At 70.0% G+C, this 25,408-nt stretch carries 24 protein-coding genes; 11 read left to right on the top strand and 13 right to left on the bottom strand.

The annotated features are described in order from the left end of the window. Nucleotides 1-122: 122 nt before the first annotated feature. From AB0I98_RS32750 to AB0I98_RS32730, 5 genes are all read right to left on the bottom strand, one after another. The gene (locus AB0I98_RS32750; RefSeq protein ID WP_362948285.1) at nt 123-1,646 is read right to left on the bottom strand and encodes an MFS transporter; all 1,524 of its coding nucleotides are present in this window, start codon (nt 1,644-1,646) and stop codon (nt 123-125) included. Next, the gene (locus AB0I98_RS32745) at nt 1,643-2,194 is read right to left on the bottom strand and encodes a helix-turn-helix domain-containing protein (RefSeq protein WP_362948284.1); all 552 of its coding nucleotides are present in this window, start codon (nt 2,192-2,194) and stop codon (nt 1,643-1,645) included. The genes AB0I98_RS32750 and AB0I98_RS32745 overlap by 4 nt, the downstream gene beginning before the upstream one ends. A gap of 81 nt (nt 2,195-2,275) precedes the next feature. Next, nucleotides 2,276-3,247, bottom strand: a complete 972-nt coding sequence (locus AB0I98_RS32740) for an aldo/keto reductase (protein WP_362948282.1) — start codon at nt 3,245-3,247, stop codon at nt 2,276-2,278. 152 nt (nt 3,248-3,399) lie between these two features. After that, entirely contained in the window at nt 3,400-4,833 is a 1,434-nt protein-coding gene (argH, locus tag AB0I98_RS32735; RefSeq protein WP_362948280.1) for an argininosuccinate lyase, read from the bottom strand. Nucleotides 4,834-4,924: 91 nt separating this feature from the next. Further along, nucleotides 4,925-6,118 (bottom strand): argininosuccinate synthase, encoded by a 1,194-nt coding sequence (locus tag AB0I98_RS32730; RefSeq protein WP_362948278.1) that lies wholly within the window; start codon nt 6,116-6,118, stop codon nt 4,925-4,927. Between the two features lie 215 nt (nt 6,119-6,333). On the opposite strand from AB0I98_RS32730, the gene AB0I98_RS32725 reads away from it, so the two are divergent. The 8 genes from AB0I98_RS32725 to AB0I98_RS32690 all read left to right on the top strand — a co-directional run bounded on the left by AB0I98_RS32725 (nt 6,334) and on the right by AB0I98_RS32690 (nt 14,039). Then, a complete protein-coding gene (locus AB0I98_RS32725) occupies nt 6,334-7,230 on the top strand; it encodes a hypothetical protein (RefSeq protein WP_362948276.1) in 897 nt (298 codons plus the stop codon). Between the two features lie 152 nt (nt 7,231-7,382). Continuing rightward, nucleotides 7,383-7,970, top strand: coding sequence for a pyridoxamine 5'-phosphate oxidase family protein (locus AB0I98_RS32720; protein WP_362948273.1), 588 nt, complete (start codon nt 7,383-7,385; stop codon nt 7,968-7,970). Nucleotides 7,971-7,973: 3 nt separating this feature from the next. Beyond that, nucleotides 7,974-8,669, top strand: coding sequence for a L,D-transpeptidase family protein (locus tag AB0I98_RS32715; RefSeq protein ID WP_362948271.1), 696 nt, complete (start codon nt 7,974-7,976; stop codon nt 8,667-8,669). A 100-nt stretch (nt 8,670-8,769) separates the two neighbouring features. Further along, on the top strand, nt 8,770-10,152 hold the full coding sequence (locus AB0I98_RS32710; protein WP_362948269.1) for a ferredoxin reductase family protein: 1,383 nt from the start codon (nt 8,770-8,772) through the stop codon (nt 10,150-10,152). Between the two features lie 73 nt (nt 10,153-10,225). Beyond that, nucleotides 10,226-11,419 carry an FMN-binding protein gene (locus AB0I98_RS32705; protein WP_362948268.1) on the top strand — a complete coding sequence of 398 codons (1,194 nt, stop codon included), beginning with the start codon at nt 10,226-10,228 and terminating at the stop codon, nt 11,417-11,419. Then, entirely contained in the window at nt 11,412-12,224 is an 813-nt protein-coding gene (locus AB0I98_RS32700; RefSeq protein ID WP_362948267.1) for an FAD:protein FMN transferase, read from the top strand. Before AB0I98_RS32705 ends, AB0I98_RS32700 begins: the two co-directional genes overlap by 8 nt. A gap of 259 nt (nt 12,225-12,483) precedes the next feature. Then, complete coding sequence (locus AB0I98_RS32695; RefSeq protein ID WP_362948265.1) at nt 12,484-12,891, top strand: YciI family protein; 408 nt, start codon at nt 12,484-12,486, stop codon at nt 12,889-12,891. An 8-nt stretch (nt 12,892-12,899) separates the two neighbouring features. Beyond that, complete coding sequence (locus tag AB0I98_RS32690) at nt 12,900-14,039, top strand: DUF6596 domain-containing protein (RefSeq protein ID WP_362948347.1); 1,140 nt, start codon at nt 12,900-12,902, stop codon at nt 14,037-14,039. Between the two features lie 72 nt (nt 14,040-14,111). Here the strand turns inward: AB0I98_RS32690 and AB0I98_RS32685 are convergent, their stop codons facing one another. Genes AB0I98_RS32685 through argC form a run of 5 tightly spaced genes read right to left on the bottom strand, consistent with a single transcriptional unit; the run spans nt 14,112 to nt 18,939 of the window. Next, entirely contained in the window at nt 14,112-14,651 is a 540-nt protein-coding gene (locus AB0I98_RS32685) for an arginine repressor (protein WP_362948263.1), read from the bottom strand. Between the two features lie 7 nt (nt 14,652-14,658). Beyond that, nucleotides 14,659-15,861, bottom strand: a complete 1,203-nt coding sequence (locus AB0I98_RS32680) for an acetylornithine transaminase (protein ID WP_362948262.1) — start codon at nt 15,859-15,861, stop codon at nt 14,659-14,661. Beyond that, nucleotides 15,858-16,766: an acetylglutamate kinase gene (gene argB / locus AB0I98_RS32675; RefSeq protein ID WP_362948260.1), complete on the bottom strand. Its 909-nt coding sequence runs from the start codon at nt 16,764-16,766 to the stop codon at nt 15,858-15,860. Before argB ends, AB0I98_RS32680 begins: the two co-directional genes overlap by 4 nt. After that, nucleotides 16,763-17,914 (bottom strand): bifunctional glutamate N-acetyltransferase/amino-acid acetyltransferase ArgJ, encoded by a 1,152-nt coding sequence (gene argJ / locus AB0I98_RS32670; protein WP_362948259.1) that lies wholly within the window; start codon nt 17,912-17,914, stop codon nt 16,763-16,765. The genes argB and argJ overlap by 4 nt, the downstream gene beginning before the upstream one ends. Then, on the bottom strand, nt 17,911-18,939 hold the full coding sequence (gene argC, locus AB0I98_RS32665) for an N-acetyl-gamma-glutamyl-phosphate reductase (RefSeq protein WP_362948258.1): 1,029 nt from the start codon (nt 18,937-18,939) through the stop codon (nt 17,911-17,913). Before argC ends, argJ begins: the two co-directional genes overlap by 4 nt. A 139-nt stretch (nt 18,940-19,078) precedes the next feature. On the opposite strand from argC, the gene AB0I98_RS32660 reads away from it, so the two are divergent. Further along, nucleotides 19,079-19,762: a DUF6215 domain-containing protein gene (locus AB0I98_RS32660; protein ID WP_362948257.1), complete on the top strand. Its 684-nt coding sequence runs from the start codon at nt 19,079-19,081 to the stop codon at nt 19,760-19,762. 27 nt (nt 19,763-19,789) lie between these two features. Here the strand turns inward: AB0I98_RS32660 and AB0I98_RS32655 are convergent, their stop codons facing one another. Further along, on the bottom strand, nt 19,790-20,398 hold the full coding sequence (locus AB0I98_RS32655; protein ID WP_362948255.1) for an ABATE domain-containing protein: 609 nt from the start codon (nt 20,396-20,398) through the stop codon (nt 19,790-19,792). Between the two features lie 79 nt (nt 20,399-20,477). Between AB0I98_RS32655 and AB0I98_RS32650 the strand changes: the two genes are divergently transcribed. Then, nucleotides 20,478-21,713 (top strand): cysteine desulfurase, encoded by a 1,236-nt coding sequence (locus AB0I98_RS32650; RefSeq protein ID WP_362948253.1) that lies wholly within the window; start codon nt 20,478-20,480, stop codon nt 21,711-21,713. A 13-nt stretch (nt 21,714-21,726) separates the two neighbouring features. Here AB0I98_RS32650 and AB0I98_RS32645 read toward each other — a convergent pair whose 3' ends face one another. Next, the gene (locus AB0I98_RS32645) at nt 21,727-24,204 is read right to left on the bottom strand and encodes an alpha-L-arabinofuranosidase C-terminal domain-containing protein (protein WP_362948252.1); all 2,478 of its coding nucleotides are present in this window, start codon (nt 24,202-24,204) and stop codon (nt 21,727-21,729) included. 128 nt (nt 24,205-24,332) lie between these two features. Between AB0I98_RS32645 and AB0I98_RS32640 the strand changes: the two genes are divergently transcribed. Further along, nucleotides 24,333-24,776, top strand: coding sequence for a DUF6314 family protein (locus tag AB0I98_RS32640; protein WP_362948251.1), 444 nt, complete (start codon nt 24,333-24,335; stop codon nt 24,774-24,776). Here AB0I98_RS32640 and AB0I98_RS32635 read toward each other — a convergent pair. Then, nucleotides 24,758-25,351, bottom strand: coding sequence for a histidine phosphatase family protein (locus AB0I98_RS32635; RefSeq protein ID WP_362948250.1), 594 nt, complete (start codon nt 25,349-25,351; stop codon nt 24,758-24,760). The two genes, AB0I98_RS32640 and AB0I98_RS32635, sit on opposite strands and share 19 nt — an antisense overlap. Nucleotides 25,352-25,408: the final 57 nt, after the last annotated feature.

Genomic DNA, 25,408 nt, shown 5'->3' with positions numbered 1-25,408 from the left:
GGTACGGAGCCAAGACCATCAGGCCGGGGCGAAAAGGGGCTTAAAGCCTAGTGTGGGGGCTGGTCGGTGGCGGTTTGCGGGTGCGGGTTGTCGGTGGCTGGTCGCGCAGTTCCCCGCGCCCCTTAACGTCGGCTATCCAGCCGCTGATTTCGCAGCATGAACCATGCTGCTGCTGCCGCTGCGAGTAGGACTGCCGCGCCTGCGCCTGCCGCCAGGGCCAGGCCGTCTACGAAGGATTGCCGGGCCGCGTCCAGCATTGCCGCAGACGTTTGTGCGGGCATCCCCGCTGCCGCTTCCACCGCGCCGCCCAGCGACTCGTGCGCCGCGTCCGGTGTGCCCGCCGGACCTGCGAAGCCCCGGTACACGCCCGTCACGATCGAGCCCAGCAGGGCGATTCCCAGGGCCGCGCCCAGTTCGTATGCCGTCTCGGACACCGCCGATGCCGCGCCTGCCTCCTCCTTCGGGACGCTGGAGAGGATGACGTCTGCGGTGACGGTGAAGGAGAAGCCCGCGCCGATGCCTACGACGAGCAGGGCGGCACCGAGGAGGGGGTAGCCGGTGGACTGGTCGATGACCGTGAGGGCGGCCAGGGCCAGGCCGACTGCCGCGAGGCCGCCGGAGACGACGGTGCGTACGGAGAAGCGGCGGGCCGCGCGGCCGGCGATCAGGCCGGCCGCCACCGCGCCGATGGCGGCGGGAAGTTCGGCCAGACCTGCCTCGAACGGGCGTCGGCCCTGGACGAGTTGCAGATACTGCGAGAGGAAGAACACCAGGCCGGACAGGCCGAAGATGGTCAGCAGGTCGGCCAGGACGGCCCCGCTGAAGCCGCGGTTGCGGAACAGCCGCATGTCCAGCAGGGGTGTGGGCAGGGTGAGTTGGCGCCGTACGAAGCCGTACAGCGACGCCAGGCCCAGCACGGCAGCGGCGATCGTCTCCCACGTGAAGCCGTGGGTCGCGGCTTCCTTCACGGCGTACACGATCGCGACCATGCCGACGAGCGACAGCACGACGCTGAGCAGGTCCCACGGGCCGGGGTTCGGCTTGCGTGACTCCGGCAGCATCTTGATGCCGACGAGGACCAGGACCGCCATCACGGGCAGGTTGATCAGGAAGACCGAGCCCCACCAGAAGTGTTCGAGCAGGAAGCCGCCCATGATCGGGCCGATCGCGGTGCCCGCGGAAGCGGTGGCGCCCCAGATGCCGACCGCGAGGCTGCGTTCGCGCGGGTCGTGGAAGAGGTTGCGGATCAGGGCGAGCGTGGCGGGCATCAGCGTCGCGCCCGCGACACCGAGCAGCGCCCGGGCCGCGATCATCAGCTCCGGGGTCGTCGCGTAGGCGTTGAGCACGGATATCGCCCCGAACGCCGTGGCGCCGATGAGCAGGATCCGCTTGCGGCCGATGCGGTCGCCGAGGCTGCCCATGGAGACGAGCAGACCGGCGATCACGAAGGAGTAGACGTCACCGATCCACAGGAGCTGGGTGCCCGTGGGCTTCAGGTCCTCGCTGATGTAGGGGGTCGCCAGGCCGAGGACGGTCGCGTCGACGGCCACCAGCAGCACGGCGAGCACGAGGACGGCCAGCGCGAGCCAACGGCCGGGGCGCTTCACCGCCTCGGTCGGGTTCGCCGGCTGCAGGGTGCTGGTCATGATTCCTCTCTCCGTAGTGCGCCGCCGAGCAACAGCTCGACGATCATGAAGTTGAAGTCGTTGGAGGCCACGCGGCCTTCGGACACCGCCCAGGCGCCGGAGGCCAGCAGTCCGTAGAGCGCCTCGGTGAGCCAAGCCGGCGTGAGGTCGATCCGGAACTCGCCGGCCGCCTGACCGCGTCGGAACAGGGCCGCCACGCGGTCGTCGATCCGGGTCCAGCCCTCGTTCTGCTGCCCGCCCTCGAACAGCTGGTTCTCGGTGTAGAGGAAGGCCAGCAGCGCGGCGGCCGGTTCGATCTCATGGACGAGCCGTCTTACGGCGTCGCTCGCGCCGCCTTCGTCCAGGCGGGCCCTGTCCAGCGCGTGCTCGCACTCCGCAATGCCGAGCGTTTCGAGCGCCCGGACGAGCGCGTCCCGCCCGGCGAACTGGCGGTGCAGCGTGGCCCTGCTGATCCCGGCGGCCTTGGCGACCTCGTCCATGGTCGCGGTGGATTTACGGGTGAGCAGGGCGGCTGCGCTGCGCAGCACATGGTCACGGTCGACAGCCATGAGACAACCATAACCCAGGTGAGACATGCTTGTCTCATGCGGGGCATGATCGTCTCACGGCACTTGTCCACTCACGGTTTCTCAGTGCCAGGGCAGCTGCCCGCGCCGCTCCCAGTACGCGGACGGTTCCTCGACCAGCGCGGCCAGCCGGGACAGCTGAGCGTCGTCGAGGTCGACGACCGCGGCATGCAGGTTGGAGGCCAGTTGGACGACGGTCGCGGCGCCCGAGAGGACGACCCCGGCCCACGGCTGCCGCAGGACCAGCGCGAGGGCGACGGCATCGCACCCCAGAGACGTTTCTTCGGCTACGGCCTTCAGCGCGTCCGGCGCGTGCGGTTCCGCGAGCCGTCCGTTGGCCATGGCTTCCTTGACGATCACCGTGAGTCCGGCGTCGTGGGCCTCGGCGAGTGCGGGGCCGGCGGATGTCTCCAATGCGTTGTAGGTCGACTGGACGGTACGGAAGAGGGGCTCGCCGTCGACCGTCACGGCGAGGGCGGCGCGGATGGTGTCGGCTTGGGCGGGGCCGCTGGTGGAGAAGCCGAGGGTGAGGCCCTGGGCGGCGGCCTCGGCGAGCCTCGCGTGGAGTTCCTTGTCGGTGAGGGCCGGGCTGTCCGGGGTCAGCGAGTGGATCTGGTAGAGGTCGAGCCGGTCGCCGAGCAGGGCGTCGGTCTCGGCGCGCTGGCGCTCGTACGTCGTGACGCTGTGGTCCTTGACCTCGTGCTGCTCGGCGTCGGTGGACCAGCCCGCGGTGTAGGTGTAGCCCCACTTGCTGCCGATGACTACGTCGTTTACGTCGGGGTGGGCGTTCAGCCAGTCGGCGAGGAACTCTTCGGAACGGCCGTAGGAGCGGGCCGCGTCGAAGTAGCGGACGCCTTGCGCGTAGGCGGCGTCCAGGAGTTCGTTGGTGCGGGTGCGGAGGGTTTCTACGCTGCGGTTCTCTCCGAGGTCCTGGTCTCGGCCGAGGTTGATGTAGCCGGGGCGCCCTACGGCGGCGAGGCCTAGGCCGATGTGGCAGGTGGGGGTTGTTGCTGTTGCCAGTCGGGCGAAGGGCATCGCGGGCTCCGTTGGGTCGGCTCCGGTACGGCTCCTGACCAACGTAACCCGCGATGACCTTCGGTGAAGCGGGGGCGCCTCAGAGCTCGGGTTGTGCGGTGCTCTGGCGGGTGCAGGTTGTGTGTGGCTTGTCGCGCAGTTCCCCGCGCCCCTTAGGCCTGCTGCCGAGCCGTTGCCCATTCGTGCTGCTGCGCCACGTTCGCCTTGACCTCGGCCAGTTGTACCGCCACCGCGCTCGGTGCCGTACCCCCGCGACCGTTACGCGAGGCCAAGGCACCCGGCACATTGAGCACCGACCGCACCTCTGGCGTCAGATGGGCGGAGATCTTCGCGAACTGCTCGTCCGTCAAGTCGTTCAGTTCCTTGCCCTCGGTCTCGGCGGCCTTGACGCACTCGCCGGCGACCTCGTGGGCGACGCGGAAGGGGACGCCTTGCTTGACCAGCCACTCGGCGATGTCGGTGGCGAGGGAGAAGCCGGCCGGGGCCAGTTCTTCCATGCGGTCGCGGTGGACGGTGAGGGTGGCCATCATGCCGGTGAAGGCCGGGAGCAGGACCTCCAACTGGTCGCAGGAGTCGAAGACCGGCTCCTTGTCCTCCTGGAGGTCGCGGTTGTACGCCAGCGGGAGCGCCTTGAGCGTGGCCATGAGGCCCGTCAGGTTGCCGATCAGGCGGCCGGACTTGCCGCGGGCCAGCTCCGCGATGTCCGGGTTCTTCTTCTGCGGCATGATCGACGAGCCCGTGGAGAACGCGTCGTGCAGGGTCACGAAGGAGAACTCCTTCGTGTTCCAGATGATGATCTCCTCGGCGATCCGGGAGAGGTTCACGCCGATCATCGCGGTGATGAAGGCGAACTCGGCGACGAAGTCACGGGACGCGGTGCCGTCGATGGAGTTGGCGGCCGACCCGTGCTCGAAGCCGAGGTCCTTCGCCACCGCCTCCGGGTCCAGACCGAGGGAGGAGCCCGCCAGGGCGCCCGAGCCGTACGGGGAGACCGCCGTGCGCTCGTCCCACTGACGCAGGCGCTCGGCGTCCCGGGACAGGGACTGGACGTGGGCGAGGACGTGGTGGGCGAAGAGCACCGGCTGGGCGTGCTGGAGGTGGGTGCGGCCGGGCATCGCCACGTCCGGGTGGGCCTCGGCCAGGCCGATCAGCGCGTCCTGGAGGTCGGCGATCAGGCCGCCGATGATGCGGGCGTGGTCCCGCAGGTACATGCGAAAGAGGGTCGCGACCTGGTCGTTGCGGGAGCGGCCCGCGCGCAGCTTGCCGCCGAGGTCGGGGCCGAGGCGCTCCAGCAGGCCGCGCTCCAGGGCGGTGTGCACGTCCTCGTCGGCGATCGTGCCGACGAACTCGCCCGATGCAACGTCCGCTTCCAGTTGGTCCAGCCCGGCGAGCATCCGGGTCAGCTCGTCCTCCGTGAGCAGGCCCGCCTTGTGCAGCACACGCGCGTGCGCACGCGAACCGGCGATGTCGTACGGCGCGAGCCGCCAGTCGAAGTGGACGGACGCGGACAGCTTCGCCAGGGCCTCGGCGGGACCGTCGGCGAAACGGCCGCCCCAGAGCCGTACGTCACCGCTGTTGCTGCTCACTTTGCTCTGCTCCTCGGAGAATCGTGAATGTGCGACCGCCTCCCCACCCTTGCAGGTGAGGAGGCGGCTGTCAGGTCGGTACGGGCGAGGCTTACGCCAGGTCCCGCTTCGCCGCGATCTTCGACGACAGGCTGTAGATGTCGATGAAGCCCTTGGCCGCGGCCTGGTCGAAGGTGTCGCCGGTGTCGTACGTGGCGAGGTTGAAGTCGTACAGCGAGGTCTCGGAGCGCCGGCCCGTGACGACCGCGCGGCCGCCGTGCAGGGTCATCCGGATGTCGCCGTTGACGTGCTGGCTGGCCTCGTCGATGAAGCCGTCCAGGGCGCGCTTGAGCGGGGAGAACCACAGGCCGTCGTAGACCAGCTCGCCCCAGCGCTGCTCGACCTGCCGCTTGTAGCGGGCCAGTTCGCGCTCGACGGTGACGTTCTCCAGCTCCTGGTGGGCCGTGATCAGCGCGATGGCGCCGGGAGCCTCGTACACCTCACGGGACTTGATGCCCACGAGTCGGTCCTCGACCATGTCGATCCGGCCGACGCCCTGGGCGCCGGCGCGCTGGTTGAGCTGCTGGATGGCCTGAAGGACGGTGACGGGCTTGCCGTCGATGGCGACCGGGACGCCCGCCTTGAAGGTGATGACGACCTCGTCGGGCTCACGCGGGAGCGCGGGGTTCTGCGTGTACTCGTAGACGTCCTCGATCGGGGCGTTCCAGATGTCCTCAAGGAAGCCGGTCTCGACGGCACGGCCGAAGACGTTCTGGTCGATGGAGTACGGGGACTTCTTGGTCGTCGCGATCGGGAGGCTCTTCTCCTCGCAGAACGCGATCGCCTTGTCCCGGGTCATCGCGTAGTCGCGAACCGGGGCGATGCACTTGAGGTCGGGCGCGAGGGCGACGATGCCCGCCTCGAAGCGGACCTGGTCGTTGCCCTTGCCGGTGCAGCCGTGGGCGACCGTGGTGGCGCCGTGCTTCTGGGCGGCGGCGACGAGGTGCTTGACGATCGTCGGCCGGGAGAGGGCCGAGACCAGCGGATAGCGGTCCATGTAGAGGGCGTTGGCCTTGATCGCCGGGAGACAGTACTCCTCGGCGAACTCGTCCTTGGCGTCCGCGACCTCGGCCTCGACGGCACCGCACGCGAGGGCGCGCTTGCGGATGACGTCCAGGTCCTCGCCGCCCTGGCCGACGTCGACCGCAACGGCGATGACCTCGGCGCCCGTCTCCTCGGCGATCCAGCCGATGGCGACGGAGGTGTCCAGTCCGCCTGAGTAGGCGAGTACGACGCGCTCGGTCACGGGTTTCTCCTCACAGTGCATTCGCTGACATGCATGAGTATGCAGGAGGCTGCATGGTTCGTCAATCTCGGGGGCACGGGAGGTGAATCGCGGATGGATTTGAACGCGGGAAATCGCTTTCCCGTATCTCTCGCCGGACGCAGGCGCCGCGTTTGTAAACAACCGAGTCATTCGGAACAGACCGAATCGACCCCTGACCCGAGTGAGGCATCCGCATGTCCAGGGCTCTTCCGAAGTACAACAAGCGACGCGTCGCGTTCATCGGCGGCGCCGCCGCGGTCGTGCTGACCGGCGCGGTGATCGCCCAGTCCGCCCTCGCCGGGGAGACGTCCAAGAGCGGCGACGGCGCCCGGACCCTGGCGGGCCCCGGCACGATCAGCTGCCCGGACGTCACCTCCGAGTTGCCCGCGATCCCCGCCTCCGCCCAGGCCGAGGTCGACAGCAACCTGGCCCAGCTGCAGACCCAGATCGACGAAGCCAACAAGCGGCTCGTCGACACCGTCGGGCAGGGCGGCCCCAACTTCGTGCAGAACGCCATCCTCGGCCCGCTCGAGGACAAGCGCGTCGCCGCCCTCAACCGCATCGAGACCGCCATCGGCCGCGCGGCGGCGAAGCCGGAGGGGCTGGAGGCCTTCGCCGCCTGCACCCTCGACGCGGGCGGCGGCGCGGGTGCGGGCGAGGAAGCCGATGCCGGTGAGGAAGCGGGTGCCGGTGAAGAGGCCGGTGCCGGTGAGGAGGTCGAGGCCGCGCCGAGCGCCCCGGCCACCGAGGGAGCCGGGGACACCGGCGCCGGCGGCGACGAGGCCGGGAACACCGGCGCCGGCGCGATCAGCTGCCCGGACGTCGAGTCCGAGCTGCCCGCGATCCCGGCCTCCGCCCAGGCCGAGGTCGACCGCAACCTTGCCCTGCTCGACACCCAGGTCGCCGAGGCCAACCAGCGGCTGGTCGACACCGTGGGACAGGGCGGACCCAACTTCGTGCAGAACGCCATCCTCGGCCCGCTGGAGGACAAGCGCATCGCCACCGTGAACCGCATCGCCACCGCCATCGGCCGTACCGCCGAGAAGCCCCAGGGCCTGGACTCCCTGGCCGCCTGCACGCTCACCCAGTGACGTGACAGGCGCTGTGGCCGCCCCGCGTGAGCGCCGGCCGGGGCGGCCACGGTCCGGCAGCCGGTTGCGCGGGCTTCCGCGCAACCGGAGCGTGCAACCGGAGCGGAGAATTCATTAGACAGGCGAACTAACTACGCTCATAATCGTTAGTCATGGGAAAGACTTATGAGCGCATAGACGGCCGGCTCCGCACCTTCATCGAGGAGCAGCCCCTCTTCTTCACCGCGACGGCCCCGCTCTCCGGCGACGGCACGGTCAACCTCTCCCCCAAGGGCCTCAAAGGTTCCTTCGCGGTGCTGGACGACCACACCGTGGCCTACCTCGACTTCGCCGGATCCAATGCCGAGACCGTCGCTCATCTGCGGGAGAACGGCCGGATCACGCTCATGTGGTGCGCCTTCCAGGGCCCGCCCAACATCGTCCGGGTGCACGGCAAGGGCGAGCCGGTCTTCCGCGACGACCCCCGCTTCCGGGAACTCCTCTCCCACTTCCCGGACATCGACCCGACGCCGCACGGGCTGCGCGCGATCATCGTCGTGACGGCCGAACTCGTCCGCGACACCTGCGGTTACGCGGTGCCCTTCATGACGTACGACGAGGACCGCGATCTGCACCGCAGGCGCTTCGCACGCGAGGACGACGCCTCACTCAGCGCCTATTTCCAGAAGAAGGATCACATCGGAACCAGCCTGGATGGCCTACCCGGGCTGCCGTTGCCGCTGCCGCCGTCTACGGTCTGAGGCATGCGCCCCGGTGTCGTCGCCCTCGCCGCCTCGCCCCTCCTCCTGCTCGGTGCCGCGCCCGAGGGCGCCCCGCCGCTGCCCGCGCGGATGGCGGACACCGGCGGCGGCACCCAGCTGATCACGGCCGTGGCACCCCGGACCGGCGCCACGACCGGCACGGTCACCTGGTGGGACCTGAGCGACGGCCGCTGGGTGAAGGCGGGTTCCGCCGCCGCCCGCTTCGGCGCGAACGGCCTGGTCGAAGGCGCCACGCGCAAGCAGGGCACGAACACCACCCCCACCGGGCTGTACGGCATGCCGTACGCCTTCGGCATCAAAGCGGCGCCGCGCGGGACGACGTACACCTACCGTCCCGTGCACCGGAACTCCTGGTGGTGCCAGGACAACGACTCGCGCTCCTACAACCGCTGGACCGAGCCCCTGGCGGCCGACTGCCGGGCCGCCGAGTCGGAGCGGCTGATCTCGTACACCACGCAGTACGACCACGCGCTCGTCGTCGACTTCAACTACCACAAACCCGTCCGCCACCGCGGGGCCGGGATCTTCCTGCATATCAACGGGCGCGGGGCGACAGCCGGTTGTGTGTCGGTGCCGGCGGACGCGATGCGGCGGATCCTCCAGTGGGCCGACCCCGCCCGCAAGCCGCACCTCGCGATCGGGACGACGAGCGGGCGGACGGCGATCACGCGGTACTGAGTCACTCGATGCACACGGAGCTCGACTGACCGCTGAACACACTGCCGTCGCGGCACGTATCTGTGGGCCAAGGCCACAGCCCGTCCGCACGGAGGAACCCGTGACCACCACGCTCGCAAGCGGCCGCGCCGCCCGCCGCCAGACGATGCGCCGCATTCGTCCACGCCGCTCACCGGCGACCCTGTTGCTGGTCGCCGTGTGGGCGGGCGCGGCCGGAGTGCTCTGGCTGTGGTGGAGCAACACCCCGTCCATCGGCGACACCACCGGCAAGATCATCGCCGCGGGCCGGATCACCGGTCTGCTCGCCGGCTACCTGATGGCGCTGGTCGTGCTGCAGATGGCCCGGGTGCCCGCGCTGGAGCGCCGGGTCGGCTCGGACCGGGTGGCGCGCTGGCATGCGATGAGCGGCCGATACACGCTCTGTCTGACCGTCGCCCATGTCTTCCTGATCATGTGGGGCTACGCCCGCCAGGCCGGCAAGGACCTCGGCTACATCGCCCAGCAGACGATCGACTCCGTCAACCAGCTGCCGGACATGGGCAAGGCCGCCATCGGCACCGGCCTGCTGTTCTTCATCGGGATCATCTCCATCGGCGGGATCCGCCGCATGATTCCGTACGACACCTGGTACCACGTCCATCTGCTGACGTACGCGGCGGTGTTCCTGACCTTCTGGCACCAGCTCAGCACCGGCAACGAGTTCGCCGTCGAGCCCCTCGCGAAGACCGCCTGGTACGGGCTGTACGGCACGGTGACGGCGCTGGTGATCTGGTACCGGATCCTCACCCCGATCCGGCTGAACATGCGCCACCGCTTGCGGGTCGAGGCGGTCATCGAGGAGACGCCCGGGATCGTGTCCGTGCTGATCGGCGGCCGCAAGCTGCACCGGATGGGCGCGGAGGCGGGCCAGTTCTTCCGCTGGCGGTTCCTGGCGCCGGGCATGCGGTTCAGTTCGCACCCGTACTCGCTGTCGGCGGCGCCGCGGCCGGACATGCTGCGGATCACGGTGAAGGCGATCGGCGACCACAGCGCCCGGCTGCGGGAGCTGACGCCCGGCACGCGCGTATGGGCCGAGGGCCCGTACGGCGCGCTGACCGCCCAGCGCCGAAGCCGCGGCAAGGTGCTGCTGGTCGCCGGCGGGGTCGGCATCACGCCGATGCGGGCGCTGTTCGAGACCCTGCCGGGCGCCTCCGGTGACATCACGCTGCTCTACCGGGCCAACAGCACCCAGGACCTGGCCCTCTGGGACGAGCTGGCCGCCATCGCCGACGAGCGGGGCGCCCGGCTGATGTACGCCGTCAACTCCCCGGACGGGGAACGACCGGACATCTCGGCGGAGCGGTTGCGCCAGAAGCTGCCGGACATCGACGAGCACGACGTGTTCCTGTGCGGGCCGCCCGGCTTCGCCCAGGGCGTGTACGAGGCACTGCGCGGCGCGGGAGTCCCCGCCCGCCGTATCCATCACGAGTCGTTCGAGATGTGACGACGGGAAACGTCAGAACCTTCGGGGTCTTCAGGACCTTCGGGAATCTTCGGGAAACAGGAGTTCAGGAGCGATGAGGAAGACCCATCCCCTTCGGCGTGTCGTGCTGGCTGGCGCCGCCACCGTGTCCGGGATCGTGCTGTTGCTGTCGCTGAAGCCGGGGTCGGATTCCGGCTCCGAGGCGGTGGGCGGCGCGGCACCGGGCCAGTCGATCGGCGCACAGGAATCCGCCCAGGGCGGCGCCCAGGCGATCGGCACCGGAAAGTTCACCGGTGACGCGGCCGACACTCAGTACGGGCCCGTGCAGGTCCGGCTGACCGTGAACGGCGGGAAGATCACCAAGGCCGAGGCGGTACAGAACCCCACCGGCGGCCAGAGCACCCAGATCAACAACAACGCGATCCCCAAGCTCAACCAGGCCGCGGTGGCCGCCGGGACCGCCGACATCGACGCGGTCTCCGGGGCGACCTACACCAGCGAGGGCTACAAGAAGTCCCTGCAGTCGGCGCTCGACAAGGCCGCGGCGCAGGGCGGCGGCTCGGGGCAGGGTGCGGGGGGTGGCGGGGCCGCGCAGGCTCAGACCGTCACCGGTGACGCGGCCGATACGCAGTACGGGCCGGTGCAGGTACGGATCACCGTCAACGGCGGGAAGATCACCAAGGCCGAGGCGGTACAGCAGCCGACCGGCGGTCAGAGCACCCAGATCAACGGCAACGCGGTACCCAAGCTCAACCAGGCCGCCGTGGCCGCCGGGACGGCGGACATCGACGCGGTCTCCGGGGCGACGTACACCAGCACCGGATACAAGAAGTCCCTGCAGTCGGCGCTCGACAAGGTGAAGCCCGCCGGAGGCGGCGCGGAGGCGGGGAGCGGGGCGGAGGCCGGCGCGGGCGCCAGCCCCAGCGCCCCTGCTGCCGGCGGCGATGCCGGTGCCGACGCTGGTGCTGGTGCTGGTGCCGGGCAGGACGCCGGCGGCGGCGGTGTCAGCAATGGCACCGGGACCGTCACCGGTGAGGTCGCGCAGACCGAGTACGGGCCGGTGCAGGTCCGGATCACGATGCGCGAGGGCAAGATCGTCCAGGCCGCGGCGGTGCAGGCGCCCAGTGGCGGGAAGAGCACCCAGGTCTCCAACAACGCGGTGCCCAAGCTCAACCAGCAGACGGTGGCCGCGGGCAGCGCGGACATCGACGCGGTGTCCGGGGCGACGTACACCAGCGCCGGGTACAAGAAGTCCCTGCAGTCGGCGTTGGACCAGGCCGGTGTCTGAGTCGGTGGCCGAGCACGCCGAATCGGCAGCAGCAGCTCCCGCCGCGGTGCGTCACGTGGAGGAGGTCATGGGGACCGTCTTCTCCTTCGACGTCCGCGGCGGGGATCCCGGTGCGGTCAAGGCGGCGCTGGAGGAGGCGGTCGCCGGGCTGCACCGGGTGAACGAGGTGTTCAGCACGTACCGGGACGACAGCCAGGTGTCGCGGCTGGCCCGTGGTGAGCTGAGCGTCGGGGACTGTGATCCCGAGGTCGCCGAGGTGCTGGAGCTGGCCGCGGAGGCGGAGCGGCTGAGTGACGGCTGGTTCAGCACGTCGTACGAGGGGCGGCTCGATCCGACCGGGATCGTCAAGGGGTGGGCCGTCGAACGGGCGGCGCGGTCGCTGGGGGCGGTCGGGGCGAGCGGGGTGAGCGTGAACGGCGGGGGTGACGTCCAGCTCCTCGGCATCCCCGGGCCGCAGCGGCCGTGGCGGGTCGGGGTGGCGGATCCCTTGCGGCCGGGGGGACTTGCGGCGGTCGTGTCGGCTGCCGGGGTGGATGAGCTGGCCGTCGCCACGTCCGGCACTGCCGAGCGCGGCGCGCATATCGTCGATCCGCGGACCGGGCGGTCCGCCGTGACCGACCTGGTGGCGGTGACCGTGGTGGGGCCTTCCCTGACGTGGGCGGACTGCTGGGCCACCGCGGCGTTCGCGATGGGGTCGCGGGCGGGGTTGCGGTGGCTGGAGTCGCTGCCGGATGTCGAGGCGTTGCTGGTGACGGCGGGGGACGAGGTGCGGTGCACGGGGGGACTGGCGGCGCGGTTGGGGTGACCGACCGGTCGCGGTGGCTGGGGTGGGGTGAGTTGCGCGGCTCGGCGCGGTGGCTGAGGCGGGGTGGGTCGCGCAGCCCGGCGCTGACGGGGTGCCGCCTGCGCCCACCCGTGCCGCCCCAGGCGGCACGACTGCCCGCAGCTGGGGCGGGGGACGACTGCAGAAAAAGTTCGCTCGGTGATGTCGAGGAACCGTGGTCGGCTCCGTCCCTGGGGTGAACGCGGCCACAATGGGTCGCATCACACCGAGGAGAACCATCATGGCCAAGTACCTGCTGCTCAAGCACTACCGCGGTGCGCCGGCTGCGGTCAACGACGTGCCCATGGATCAGTGGACGCCGGAGGAGATCACGGCGCACGTGCAGTACATGCGGGACTTCGCGGAGCGGCTCGAGAAGACCGGCGAGTTCGTCGGCGAGGCGGCCCTCGCGCCCGAGGGGACGTGGGTCCGGTACGACGGTGAGGGGCGCCCGCCGGTCACCGACGGACCGTTCGCCGAGACCAAGGACCTCATCGCCGGCTGGATGGTGATCGACGTCGACAGCTACGAGCGCGCCGTCGAGCTGGCCGGGGAACTGTCCGCCGCGCCCGGCGCGGGCGGGAAGACGATCCACGAGTGGCTGGAACTGCGCCCGTTCTACGGCGTGCAGCCCACCGTCACGGAGTGACCTCATCCATGGACGAGGCCCTGCTCCGCAGCCTCACCCCGAGCGTGCTCGCCGTCCTCGTCCGCCGCGGAGCAGACTTCGCGGCGGCCGAGGACGCCGTCCAGGACGCGCTCGTCGAGGCGGTCCGCGTCTGGCCGGCCGACCCGCCGCGGGATGCGAAGGGCTGGCTGGTCACCGTGGCCTGGCGCAAGTTCCTCGACGCGACCCGGGCGGACACCGCCCGACGCCGACGCGAGGACCGCGTAGAGGAGGAGCCGGTGCCCGGCCCCGCGCCCGCGGCGGACGACACCCTCCAGCTGTACTTCCTCTGCGCCCACCCTTCCCTCACCCCCTCGTCCGCCGTCGCCCTCACCCTGCGCGCCGTCGGCGGCCTCACCACCCGCCAGATCGCCCAGGCCTACCTCGTGCCCGAGGCGACCATGGCGCAGCGCATCAGCCGGGCCAAGCGGACCGTGTCCGGCGTGCGGTTCGACCAGCCCGGCGATGTCGCCACCGTGCTGCGCGTCCTCTACCTGGTCTTCAACGAGGGCTACTCCGGCGACATCGACCTCGCCGCCGAGGCCATCCGGCTCACCCGGCAGCTCGCGGCGGCGATCGACCACCCCGAGGTGGCCGGCCTGCTCGCCCTCATGCTGCTCCACCACGCCCGCCGCGCGGCCCGCACCGCGCCCGACGGCAGCCTGGTACCGCTCGCCGAGCAGGACCGCAGCCTGTGGGACACCAAGTCGATCGCCGAGGGCGTCCAGATCCTGCAGACGGCCCTCGCCCGCGACCGGCTCGGCGAGTTCCAGGCCCAGGCCGCCATCGCGGCCCTCCACGCGGACGCGCCCTGCGCCGAGGAGACCGACTGGGTCCAGATCGTCGAGTGGTACGACGAACTGACCCGCCTCACCAACAGCCCCGTCGTCCGCCTCAACCGCGCGGTCGCCGTAGGCGAGGCAGACGGACCACGCGCCGGCCTGGCGGCACTAGCGGAACTGGTCGACTCACTCCCCCGCTACACCGCGGTAGCCGCCTACCTAAACGAACGCGACGGCGACCTGAAGAAGGCGGCACAGCTGTACTCCGAGGCAGCCCAAAAGGCCCCCACCCTCGAGGAACGCAACCACCTGACCCGCCAGGCCGCCCGCCTAAATACAAGACGGTGACGCCAACGCCCCCTAAGGGGCGCGGGGAACTGCGCGACAAGCCCCCACGAGCCGCCCCCGACACACAACCCCTCAATGCCCGTTCTGAGCCAACCGCAGCAAATGATCCGCCAGCGCCTGCCCACCCGTAGGATCCCGGCTGATCAACAGCAACGTGTCGTCACCCGCGATCGTCCCCAGAATGTCGTGCAGCTCAGCCTGATCGATCGCCGAGGCGAGAAACTGCGCCGCACCCGGCGGCGTACGGAGCACCACAAGGTTCGCCGAAGCCTCCGCAGAGATCAGCAGCTCCGCGGAGAGCCGCCGCATCCGCTCCTCCTTCGCCGACCCCCCCAGCGGAGCACGCGGCGTACGGAAACCCCCCTCACTCGGCACCGCATAGATCAGGTCGCCGTCGGTGTTACGGATCTTGACCGCGTTCAGCTCGTCCAGATCGCGGGAGAGCGTCGCCTGCGTGACGTTCAGCCCGTCATCGGCGAGCAGCTTCGCCAACTGGCTCTGCGAACGCACGGGTTGCCGGTTGAGGATGTCCACGATCCGGCGGTGACGCGCGGTGCGGGTCTGCGGCACGGCAGGCCCGCTCGGCTGCTCGTGATCCTGCGCCTGGCTCATCGTCGTCTCATTCTCCGGAATGTCCGTCCCCTTCGGTCACCGCGTCCAGGACACCGGGAAGCGCCCGGAGGAAGGCGTCCACCGCGTCGTCGCCCAGGTTGAGGGGCGGCATCAGTCGTACGACATCGGGGGCGGGCGCGTTCACCAGGAAACCGGCGTCCTGGGCCGCGTGCTGCACCTGTGGCGCAAGCGGCTCGGTGAGCACGATACCCAGCAGGAGACCCGCGCCCCGGACGTGGGAGATCAACGAGTGGTTCAGTGACTCGATTCCGTGGCGCAAGCTCTCGCTCTGCCGCTTGACGTTCTCCAGCAACCCGTCGTTCGCGATGGTGTCGAGCACGGCGAGTCCGGCCGCGCAGGCGACGGGGTTGCCGCCGAAAGTCGTGCCGTGGTGTCCGGGCTGGAGGAGTTCGGCCGCCCGCCCGAAGGCCACGGTCGCGCCCAGCGGCAACCCGCCGCCGAGGCCCTTGGCGAGCGTGACGACGTCCGGCAGGACGCCTTCGTGCGCCATGTACTCGAACCAGTGCCCGGTACGCCCGATCCCGGTCTGCACCTCGTCCAGCACCAGCAGGCTGCTGGTGGCGGCGGTGATCGCGCGGGCGGCCTTCAGATAGCCCGTCGGCGGGACCACGACCCCGTTCTCGCCCTGGATCGGCTCGATGATGACGAGGGCCGTCTCCTCGGTGACCGCGGCGGCCAGCGCCTGCGCGTCGCCGTACGGGACGTGGGTGACATCGCCGGGCAGCGGCAGGAAGGGGGCCTGCTTGCCGGGCTGTCCGGTGAGTGCGAGGGCGCCCATGGTGCGGCCGTGGAAGCCGCCGTCGGTGGCGACCATGTGAGTCCGCCCGGTCAGCCGCCCGATCTTGAACGCCCCTTCGACCGCCTCGGCCCCGGAGTTGCAGAAGAAGACCCTGCCGTCCCGCCCGAAGATCTGCAGCAGCCGTTCGGCGAGCGCGACCGGCGGCTCGGCGACGAACAGGTTCGACACATGCCCCAGCGAGGCGATCTGTCGGCTCACCGCCTCGACGATCGCCGGGTGTGCGTGGCCGAGCGCGTTGACCGCGATACCGCCGACGAAATCGACGTACTCCTTGCCGTCGGCGTCCCAGAGCTTCGCGCCCTCCCCGCGCACGAGCGGCAGTCGCGGAGTGCCGTAGTTGTTCATGAGCGCGCCCTGCCACCGCGTGGTCAGGTCCTGATTGGCGGTCATACGGCGTCCCCCTCTTGCTCGTCGGGCACGACCATCGTGCCGATGCCCTCGTCGGTGAAGATCTCCAACAGGATGGAGTGCTGGACACGGCCGTCGATGACCCGGGCGGTGGTCACGCCGTTGCGTACGGCGTGCAGACAGCCCTCCATCTTCGGCACCATGCCGGAGGACAACTCCGGCAGCAGCTTCTCCAGTTGGGAAGCGGTGAGGCGGCTGATCACCTCGTCGCTGTTCGGCCAGTCCTCGTAGAGGCCCTCGACGTCCGTGAGGACCATGAGAGTTTCGGCGTCCAGCGCAGCAGCGAGTGCCGCAGCCGCCGTATCAGCATTGACGTTGTAGACATGTCCGTCGTCCTGGGAGCGGGCGATCGAGGAGACGACCGGGATGCGGCCGTCGGCGAGCAGTGCCTCGATCGCGCCCGTGTCGATCTCGGTGATCTCGCCCACCCGCCCGATGTCGACCAACTCGCCGTCGATCTGGGGCTGGTGCTTGATGGCGGTGATGGTGTGCGCGTCCTCGCCGGTCAGACCGATGGCGAGCGGCCCGTGCTGGTTGAGCAGCCCGACGAGCTCGCGCTGCACCTGCCCGGCCAGCACCATGCGTACGACGTCCATGGCGTCCTCGGTGGTGACCCTGAGGCCCGCCTTGAACTCGCTGACGATGCCGTGCTTGTCGAGGGCGGCGCTGATCTGCGGGCCGCCGCCGTGCACGACGACCGGCTTGAGGCCGGCGTGGTGCAGGAACACGACGTCCTGGGCGAAGGCGGCCTTCAGCTCCTCGTCGACCATGGCGTTGCCGCCGAACTTGATCACGACGGTCTTGCCGTTGTGCCGGACCAGCCAGGGCAGCGCCTCGATGAGGATCTGGGCCTTGGGCAGGGCGGTGTGCTTACGAGTAGTGCTCATGAGGAGTAGGCGCTGTTCTCGTGGACGTAGTCGGCGGTCAGGTCGTTGGTCCAGATGGTGGCCGTCTCGGCGCCCGCGGCCAGGTCGGCGACGATGTGGACCTCGCGGTAGCGCATGTCGACCTTGTCGCGGTCCTCGCCGACGCCGCCGTTCTTGCACACCCAGACGCCGTTGATGGCGACGTTCAGCCGGTCGGGCTCGAAGGCCGCGGACGTCGTACCGATGGCGGACAACACCCGCCCCCAGTTGGGGTCTTCGCCGTGGATCGCGCACTTGAGGAGGTTGTTGCGGGCGATGGAGCGGCCCACCTCGACGGCGTCGTCCTCGGTCGCGGCGTTGATCACCTCGACCTTGATGTCCTTGCTGGCGCCCTCGGCGTCCCGGATGAGCTGCTGGCCGAGGTCGTCGCAGACGGTCCGTACGGCCTCGGCGAACTCCTCGTACGCCGGGGTGATCCCCGAGGCGCCGGACGCGAGCAGCAGCACGGTGTCGTTGGTGGACATGCAGCCGTCGGAGTCGACCCGGTCGAAGGTCGTGCGAGTGGCGGTGCACAGGGCCTTGTCGAGAACGTCGGAGCCGAGGTCGGCGTCGGTGGTGAGGACGACGAGCATGGTCGCAAGGCCCGGGGCGAGCATGCCCGCGCCCTTGGCCATGCCGCCGACGGTCCAGCCGTCCTTGGTCACGACGGACGTCTTGTGGACGGAGTCGGTGGTCTTGATGGCGATGGCGGCCTTCTCGCCGCCGTGCTCGCTCAGCGCCTCGGCGGCGGTCTCGACGCCGGGCAGCAGCTTGTCCATGGGGAGCAGGATCCCGATGAGTCCGGTGGAGGCGACCGCGACCTCGGCGGCGTTCAGCCCCAGCGTGTCGGCGACCTTCTCGGCGGTCGCGTGGGTGTCCTGGAAACCCTTCGGCCCCGTACAGGCGTTGGCGCCACCGGAGTTGAGGACGACGGCGGAGACCTGCCCGCCCTTGAGGACCTGCTCGGACCACAGCACCGGCGCGGCCTTGACGCGGTTGGAGGTGAAGACGCCCGCGGCGGCGAGGCGGGGCCCGTTGTTGACCACGAGGGCCAGGTCCGGGTTGCCGTTCTCCTTGATCCCGGCGGCGATGCCCGCCGCCGTGAATCCCTTTGCTGCCGTGACACTCACGGTGCGACTCCGATCGTGGAAAGCCCGGTGGTCTCGTCGAGCCCGAGGGCGAGGTTCATGCTCTGGACGGCACCGCCCGCGGTGCCCTTGGTCAGGTTGTCGATCGCGCTGATCGCGATGATGCGGCCCATGGCCTCGTCGAATGCGACCTGCACCTGAACGGCGTTGGAACCGTGGACGGACGCCGTGGCGGGCCACTGCCCCTCGGGCAGCAGATGGACGAAGGGCTCGTCGGTGAAGGCCTTCTCATAGGCGGCGCGCAGGGAGTCGCCAGTGACGCCGGGCTTCGCCTGCGCACTGCAGGTGGCGAGGATCCCGCGCGGCATGGGGGCAAGCGTCGGCGTGAACGAGACGGCGACCGGTTCGCCGGCGGCGGCGCTGAGGTTCTGGATCATCTCGGGGGTGTGCCGGTGGCCGCCGCCCACGCCGTACGGCGACATGGACCCCATGACCTCGCTGCCCAGCAGATGCGGTTTGGGCGTCTTGCCCGCGCCGGAGGTGCCGGACGCGGCGACGATCACGGCCTCGGTCCCGGCGAGGCCGGCCGTGTACGCCGGGAAGAGGGCCAGCGAGACGGCGGTCGGGTAGCAACCGGGCACCGCGATGCGCTTGGACCCCTCCAGCGCAGCGCGGGCGCCCGGCAGTTCAGGGAGGCCGTACGGCCAGGTCCCGGCGTGCGCGGAACCGTAGAACTTCTCCCAGTCCCCCGGGTCCCGCAGCCGGAAGTCGGCCCCCATGTCGACCACCAGCACATCCGGGCCGAGTTGCCCGGCGACGGCCGCGGACTGTCCGTGCGGCAACGCGAGAAAGACGACATCGTGCCCGGCGAGGACGTCCGCCGTGGTCTCCTGGAGCACCCGGTCGGCCAGCGGCAGCAGGTGCGGCTGGAGCGCGCCGAGGCGCTGACCGGCGTTGGAGTTCCCGGTCAGGGCGCCGATCTCGACCTCGGGGTGCACCAGCAGCAGACGCAGCAGCTCACCGCCCGCGTACCCACTCGCTCCGGCCACTGCCGCACGTACCGCCATGACATCCTCCTCCTGGAGAGCATGACTATACGTTTCGCTGCACGTTTATGCAATCCCGGTCGAATGCGGTTGTCCGCCTGTTGATCAGCGCGCTAAGGTCCCCCGGCATCCACAGGGGGATCACGGTAAGCGGGGGGACATGGCAGACAATATCGGCGCGCCCACGAAGGGCCCGAGCCCGGTGGCGCAGGCCGTCACAGCATTGGTCCTGGTGGGAGCGCTCGCCCTCGGCTTCTGGACGATGGCGAAGACCTCGGCCGCGGAGAACAACTCCCCACCGGCCCCCACCTGCTCGGACGACAAGCCCGAGACGCCCCCCGCCTCCGGGCAGCTCTCCGGGCAGCAACTGTGCGAGGCCCTGCACCGCCCCGACCTCGCCACGCTGCTCGGCACGCCCGCGGAGACCGCGACCACGGTCTCCGGCAGCGACAGCTCCGTCGGTGAGATCGCCACTCCCACGGCACGGGTCGAGTTCGCGACCTACACCGTGGAACTGACGGCCACCTACGACGACCTTCCGGTGACCGGATCCGCCCTGCTGCTGGGCAGTGACGCACGCGACCAGAACGTCCTGGGCCGCCCGGCGACCCTCTACTCGTCCCAGACCATCGCCTTCAACCTCCGGCTCGACGGCGGCGACTCCTCCAGCGCCCCCGGCGTCCCCGCCCGCACCCTCACCGTGGCCCAGGCCCCCAAGGACAGCGGCGGCTCCTTCGACCTGACCATGTGGCGCGCGAACGGCGGCGTACCGAACGACGAGACCCTGCTCGACGTCGCCGAGAAGGTACTGCCGACGATCCCGGGCTGGAAACCCACCAAGTAACGCCCTCGGCCCGCGTCAGTCGGCGAGTTACCTGGGCGACTCCTTGCGCCGCTTCGCCGCATACGCCCGCGCCGCCCGCACCCGGTTGCCGCACTTCGTCGTGCACCAGCGCCGGGCTCCGTGTGAGCGCAGGAACCAGCGGGCGCAGCCCTGTGCGGTGCACTCGGTCAGCTGCTCGGCCTCGGAGCCGGTGAGCAGGTCGGTGGCGTCCTCGGCGAGCAGGGAGAGCGCGGCGGCGGCCGGGTTGCCGGCGTCGGGTTCGTCGGCGCGGTGCGGGCCGTCGGACGTCCAGGCGAGCCGGGGGGTGGACGGGGCCGCCGACAGGGCGGAGTTGAGCGTGGCCAGATCGTCGACGGCGGGCCGCTCATGGGCGTCGTACGCCTCGAAGAGCGCCCGCACCGCCTCCCGCAGCCCCAGGAGCCGCCCGAACTGCCTGCCGCTCAGGGCCACCCGGTCCGGCAGCAGCCCATGGCGTACGAGCCACAGGTGCGCGGACTCGGTGTCGTCGAGCAGGTCGATGTCGCCGTGGCTGAGGGTGAAGCGCGTGTTGACCAGGGCCAGCGAGGTGTAGCGCTCCTCACCGGGGACGCGGAGCTGGTGCAGGTAGACAGGGGCGTCGTGATCCACGGTTCTCATGCTAATGGTTGCGATTCTCCGTGAGAATGCCTAGCGTGCCTCACGGTGAACCATCACAGAAACCGTGAGGTGAGTGGCCGTGGGCTTCGACGTGGACGCGCTGCGCAAGGACTTCCCCATCCTGGGCCGGACGATGGACAGCGGCGCGCGTCTCGTCTACCTGGACTCCGGCGCCACCACCCAGAAACCGCTCCAGGTCCTGGACGCGGAACGGGAGTTCTACCTCACGCACAACGCGGCCGTGCACCGCGGCGCTCACCAGCTCGCCGGGGAGGCGACGGAGGCCTACGAAAGCGCTCGCCACACCATCGCCGGGTTCGTCGGGGCGGCCGAGGACGAGATCGTGTTCACCAAGAACACGACGGAGGGCATCAACCTTGTCTCGTACGCGCTGGGCAACGCGGGCCGTGTCGGTCCCGGTGACCGGATCGTCGTCACGGAGATGGAGCACCACGCCAACCTCGTCCCCTGGCAGCAGCTCGCCGAGCGCACCGGCGCCACGCTGGACTGGTTCGGGCTGACCGACGAGGGCCGCCTCGACCTCAGCCGGATCGACGAGCTGCTCGACGAGCGGACGAAGGTTGTCGCCGTCAGCCACCAGTCCAACGTCCTCGGCACGGTCAACCCGGTGCGCGAACTCGCCGACCGCGCCCATGAGTCCGGCGCGCTGGTGGTGGTCGACGGCGCCCAGTCCGTCCCGCACCGACCGGTGGACGTGACCGGCCTGGGCGCGGACTTCCTCGCCTTCTCGGGGCACAAGATGCTCGGCCCGAACGGCATCGGCGTGCTGTGGGGCCGCCGCGAACTCCTCGCGGACCTCCCGCCGTTCCTCACCGGCGGCTCGATGATCGAGATCGTCGAGATGGACCACAGCACCTTCCTGCCGCCGCCCCAGCGCTTCGAGGCGGGCGTCCCGATGACGTCCCAGGCGGTGGGCCTTGCGGCGGCCGTGACCTACCTGGAGTCACTGGGCATGGCCGAGGTGGCGGCGTACGAGGATCAACTCACCGCCCGCGCCCTGGAGTTGCTCGGCGAGGTCCCCGGCGTCCGCATCATCGGCCCCCGCGACCTCACCGCCCGCGGCTCGGCCGTCTCCTTCACGGTCGACGGCATCCACCCGCACGACGTCGGCCAGATCCTGGACGAGCGCGGTGTGGCGGTCCGCGTGGGCCACCACTGCGCCCGTCCGATCGTGAAGCGGTACGGCATCCCGGCGACGACCCGGGCGACCTTCTACGTCTACAACACACCGGCCGAGGTCGACGTGCTGGTGGAAGGCGTGCGGGCGGCCCAGGCGTACTTCGGTTTCGCCTGAGCCGCCCGGAGCGTTACCGCTGTTTGATGCGCAGGAAGGTGATCGAGTTCGCCGGGAAGGTGTACGTGAACTTCTTGGCGACTCCCTGGAAGGTGGACGTCGCCGGAGTCACCGGTGTGTCTGTCTCGGTGTTCACCTCGTCGGGGCCGGCGGCCAGGGTGGTCACCCGGGCCTTGGAGGAGACCTTGGCGGTGCCGAGGTCGATCGCTGTACGGGCCTCGGCGGACTGCGCGTTGACGACCTTGACGATCAGGTCGCCTGTCTTCGCGTCCTTGGTGACGACCTGGCGGAAGGGCTCGGCCGGCTTGTCGTCGGCGAAGCTGCCCCACTCCTGGCCGTCCAGGTAGAGGGTCACCTGACGGCCCCGCACCTTGATGTCGATGTCGTAGGCACGGCCCGTCTCGATCGACCCGGCCTTGGAGATCAGCGTCGACTTGCCGCCGTCCACGGCCTGTTCGACGGCGGACTGGGTGTTGTTCCAGCCGCCCAGGTTCCACCAGTAGTAGTTGCCGGTGTCCTTGACCCCGAAGGCGACGAGGAAGCCCTCATTGCCGGACTTCTTGGTGGCCTTCACATGCAGGTCGTAGTTCTTCCAGGCCGGGTCACCGGCGGTGACCAGCGTGTTCTCGGCGGCGGCATCCGTCTGGACGTACTGCCCGTCCTGGATGCTCCAGCTGCCGGTGGCGCCCGGCGTCCACTTCGACGCGTCACCGGAGAAGTCGTCGCCGAACAGCGTCGAGCCGTCCTCGCCGGTGACCTTGACATCGTCGTACGCCGCACTGGTCGCCCAGGTCGACAGGCCGACGGCGCCGGTGATCGGGCCGCTCACGTTCGGGGTGTCGGTCGCGGTGGACGGGACGACACGATCGCCGACGTTGGTCATGAACAGCTTCTGGACCTCGTAGTTGGCCGAGTTCCAGGAGGCGTGGTTGTTGAACCAGATCAGGTCCGGGCGCCACTGCACATAGTCCTCGTTGGCGAGCAGCGGAGCGTAGGAGGCGAGCTTGACGATGTCGGCGTTGCGCTCCAGGCCGGTCATGTACGCGGCTTCGGACAGCGCGTTCTTGAAGGCGTTGCCCTGCGAGGCGTACTCGCCGAGGAAGACCTTCGGGCCGCCGCGGTCGTAGCTGTCGTAGCGCTCGTTGTTCTGCAGGAACCACTGCGGGCTGTTGTAGTAGTGCTCGTCGACCATGTCGACGTTGCCCTCACGGTTGAGCTTCCAGGCGGTGTCGAAGGTCGATCCGGCGTCGTCCGGGCCGGAGTTGGAGATCACCGTGATCTCCGGGTACTTGGCCTCGATCGCGGCGCGGAACTTCTGGAAGCGGGCGAAGAACTCGTTCGGCAGGTTCTCCTCGTTGCCGACGGCGAGATGCGTGAGGTGGAAGGGCTTGGGGTGGCCCATCTCGGCCCGCTTCTTGCCCCACTTGCTCGTCACGGGGCCGTTGGCGAACTCGATGAGGTCCAGGGTGTCCTGGATGTGCCGCTGGAGCAGCGCCTCGTCTTCGGTGGCCCGGTTCTGGCCGCAGCCGGTGACGAGGGCCGGTACGACGGGCAGCGGCATCGCGCCGATGTCCTCGGAGAAGCGGAAGTACTCGTAGTAGCCGAGGCCGTAACTCTGGTTGTAGCCCCAGAAGTTGGAGTTCGTGGCGCGCTGCTCGACCGGGCCGATGGTGTCCTTCCACTGGTACGAGCGCTTGCGCTGCCAGCCGGAGGCCTCGCTGTAGTCCTCCATGGAGCCGGTGTTGACCAGGCAGCCGCCCGGGAAGCGGACGAAGCCGGGGTCCAGGGCCTCGATCTTCTCGGCGAGGTCCTTGCGCAGGCCGTTCGGCTGCTGCTTGTAGGTGTCGCGCGGGAAGAGGGAGACCTCGTCGAGCGAGGCGGCGCCCGACGAGGCGACGGTGAGGCGGCCGCGGTTACTGGTGCGGGTCGCGGTGAAGGTGGCCGTGTACTTCGTCCAGCCGCCCTTCGCGGCGACCTGGCGGGTGGTCGCCAGCGTGCCCGGCGCGTCCTTCAGGGTGACGCTGAGCGTGGTGCCGCTCTGGGCGCGGGCCCACACGGAGAAGTCGTACTTCTTACCCTGCTCGACGCGGATGCCGGTGTTGTATCCGGCGTTCGTGACCGATGAACCGGCGCCCAGGGAGAGGTAGTTGCGATTGCGCTCGTTGAGACGCCCGGCGTCGTTCATCACCTCGCCCGTGCCGGCGACCGTCCACGAGGTCAGCGGCGTGTACGAGCCGTTGTCGGCAGTGGAGTACTCGAAGGACCGGTTCTGCACCAGCTCGGCGTACAGTCCGCCGTCGGCGGCGCGGTTGATGTCCTCGAAGAAGACGCCGTACATCGTGTCGTCGATCTTCGCGCCCTGGGAGGCGGGGTCGACGGTGATCGCGTAGTCGGTGACGTCCTCGGCGTGCGCGGGGGCGGGCAGGGCGACGGCCGCCATCAGGAGGGCAGTGGCGGTGACGCCTTGTCTCCAGCGGGTGGTGCGTGACATGGATACTCCGCGGCTCTAGCTGTTCGAAATATCGGACTTTGGTCAGCACTTCGAACGGCAAGATAGGGAGGGGGCACAGGCGCGTCAATGGGTCGCGCAGCAACACATGCGACGGGAAGCGGTACGGGATGGGCGAGTTCTGGCCAGTGCCGGATGTGCTGGCCTACCTGGCCGGGCAGTGGCGGGTCGAGCGGTCGGTGCGGGATCTCGCCAGTGATGAGCGGGGCGAGTTCCGCGGGACGACCGCGTTCATCCCGCTCGAAGGCGGCGGACTGCTGCACCAGGAGTCCGGCACGTTCGTCTGGCAGGGCGTTCCCCGGCCCGCCGAGCGGACCCTGCGTTTCCTGCCGTCCCGGGAGCCGGGGGCGGCGGACGTACGGTTCGCGGACGGCCGCCCGTTCCACGACCTGGACCTGACCTCCGGACGGCACACGGCCGACCATCCGTGCTCGGCCGACCTCTACCGGGGCGAGTTCACCGTCACCGACGCGGACCACTGGCGGACGGTGTGGCGAGTGCGCGGCCCGGCGAAGGACCTGGTCCTCACGACCGACTACGCGCGCGTGGGCTGAGCCGAGACCCCCTCGAAGCGCAGATTCCAGCGCCCCGCCCGGCCCGTGACCGTGGTCGTCGACAAGGGGCGGACGTCGATGTTCCAGTACGTCGACGGCGGTGCCTTCAGCGCGTACACCAGCGCCGCGCGGATCACCGACGGCTCGGCCACGGCGACGATCCGGCCTCCGTCGTCGACCGGCCGGGTGTCGAGCCAGCCGCCGACACGGGTAATGAAGGCCAGCAGCGACTCACCGCCGTGCGGTGTGCCGCGCGGGTCGGCCAGCCAGGCGTCCACCGCCTCCGGCTCACGCGCCATCGCCTCCCCCAGCGTGAGCCCGCGCCAGCGGCCCATGTCGCAGTCCCGCAGCGCGAGTTGCACCAGCGGCGCATAGCCGAGGGCGTCACCGGTGGCACGGCTGCGCGGCGTCGGCGAGCAGTAGCGCAGCTCGGCCGCCGCCAGCGGAATGAGATCCTGCGCGGCCCGCTGCACCTCGTCCCAGCCCGCCTGATCCAGCGGCCGGTCGTCCTCGAACCGCTCCGCCAGCAGCGGCGTGCTGCGCGCGGCGGCGACGAACGTGACCCGAAGTTGCATACGGGGATCGTGAGTCGCGGAAAGTGTGCAGGTCAATAGGGTTTACTCGGGAGTTAC

The organism is Streptomyces sp. NPDC050211 (assembly GCF_040656035.1).
GTDB lineage: Bacteria > Actinomycetota > Actinomycetes > Streptomycetales > Streptomycetaceae > Streptomyces.
The sequence above is the reverse complement of the archived record's forward strand: the minus strand, read 5'-3'. Positions and strand labels throughout refer to the sequence as shown.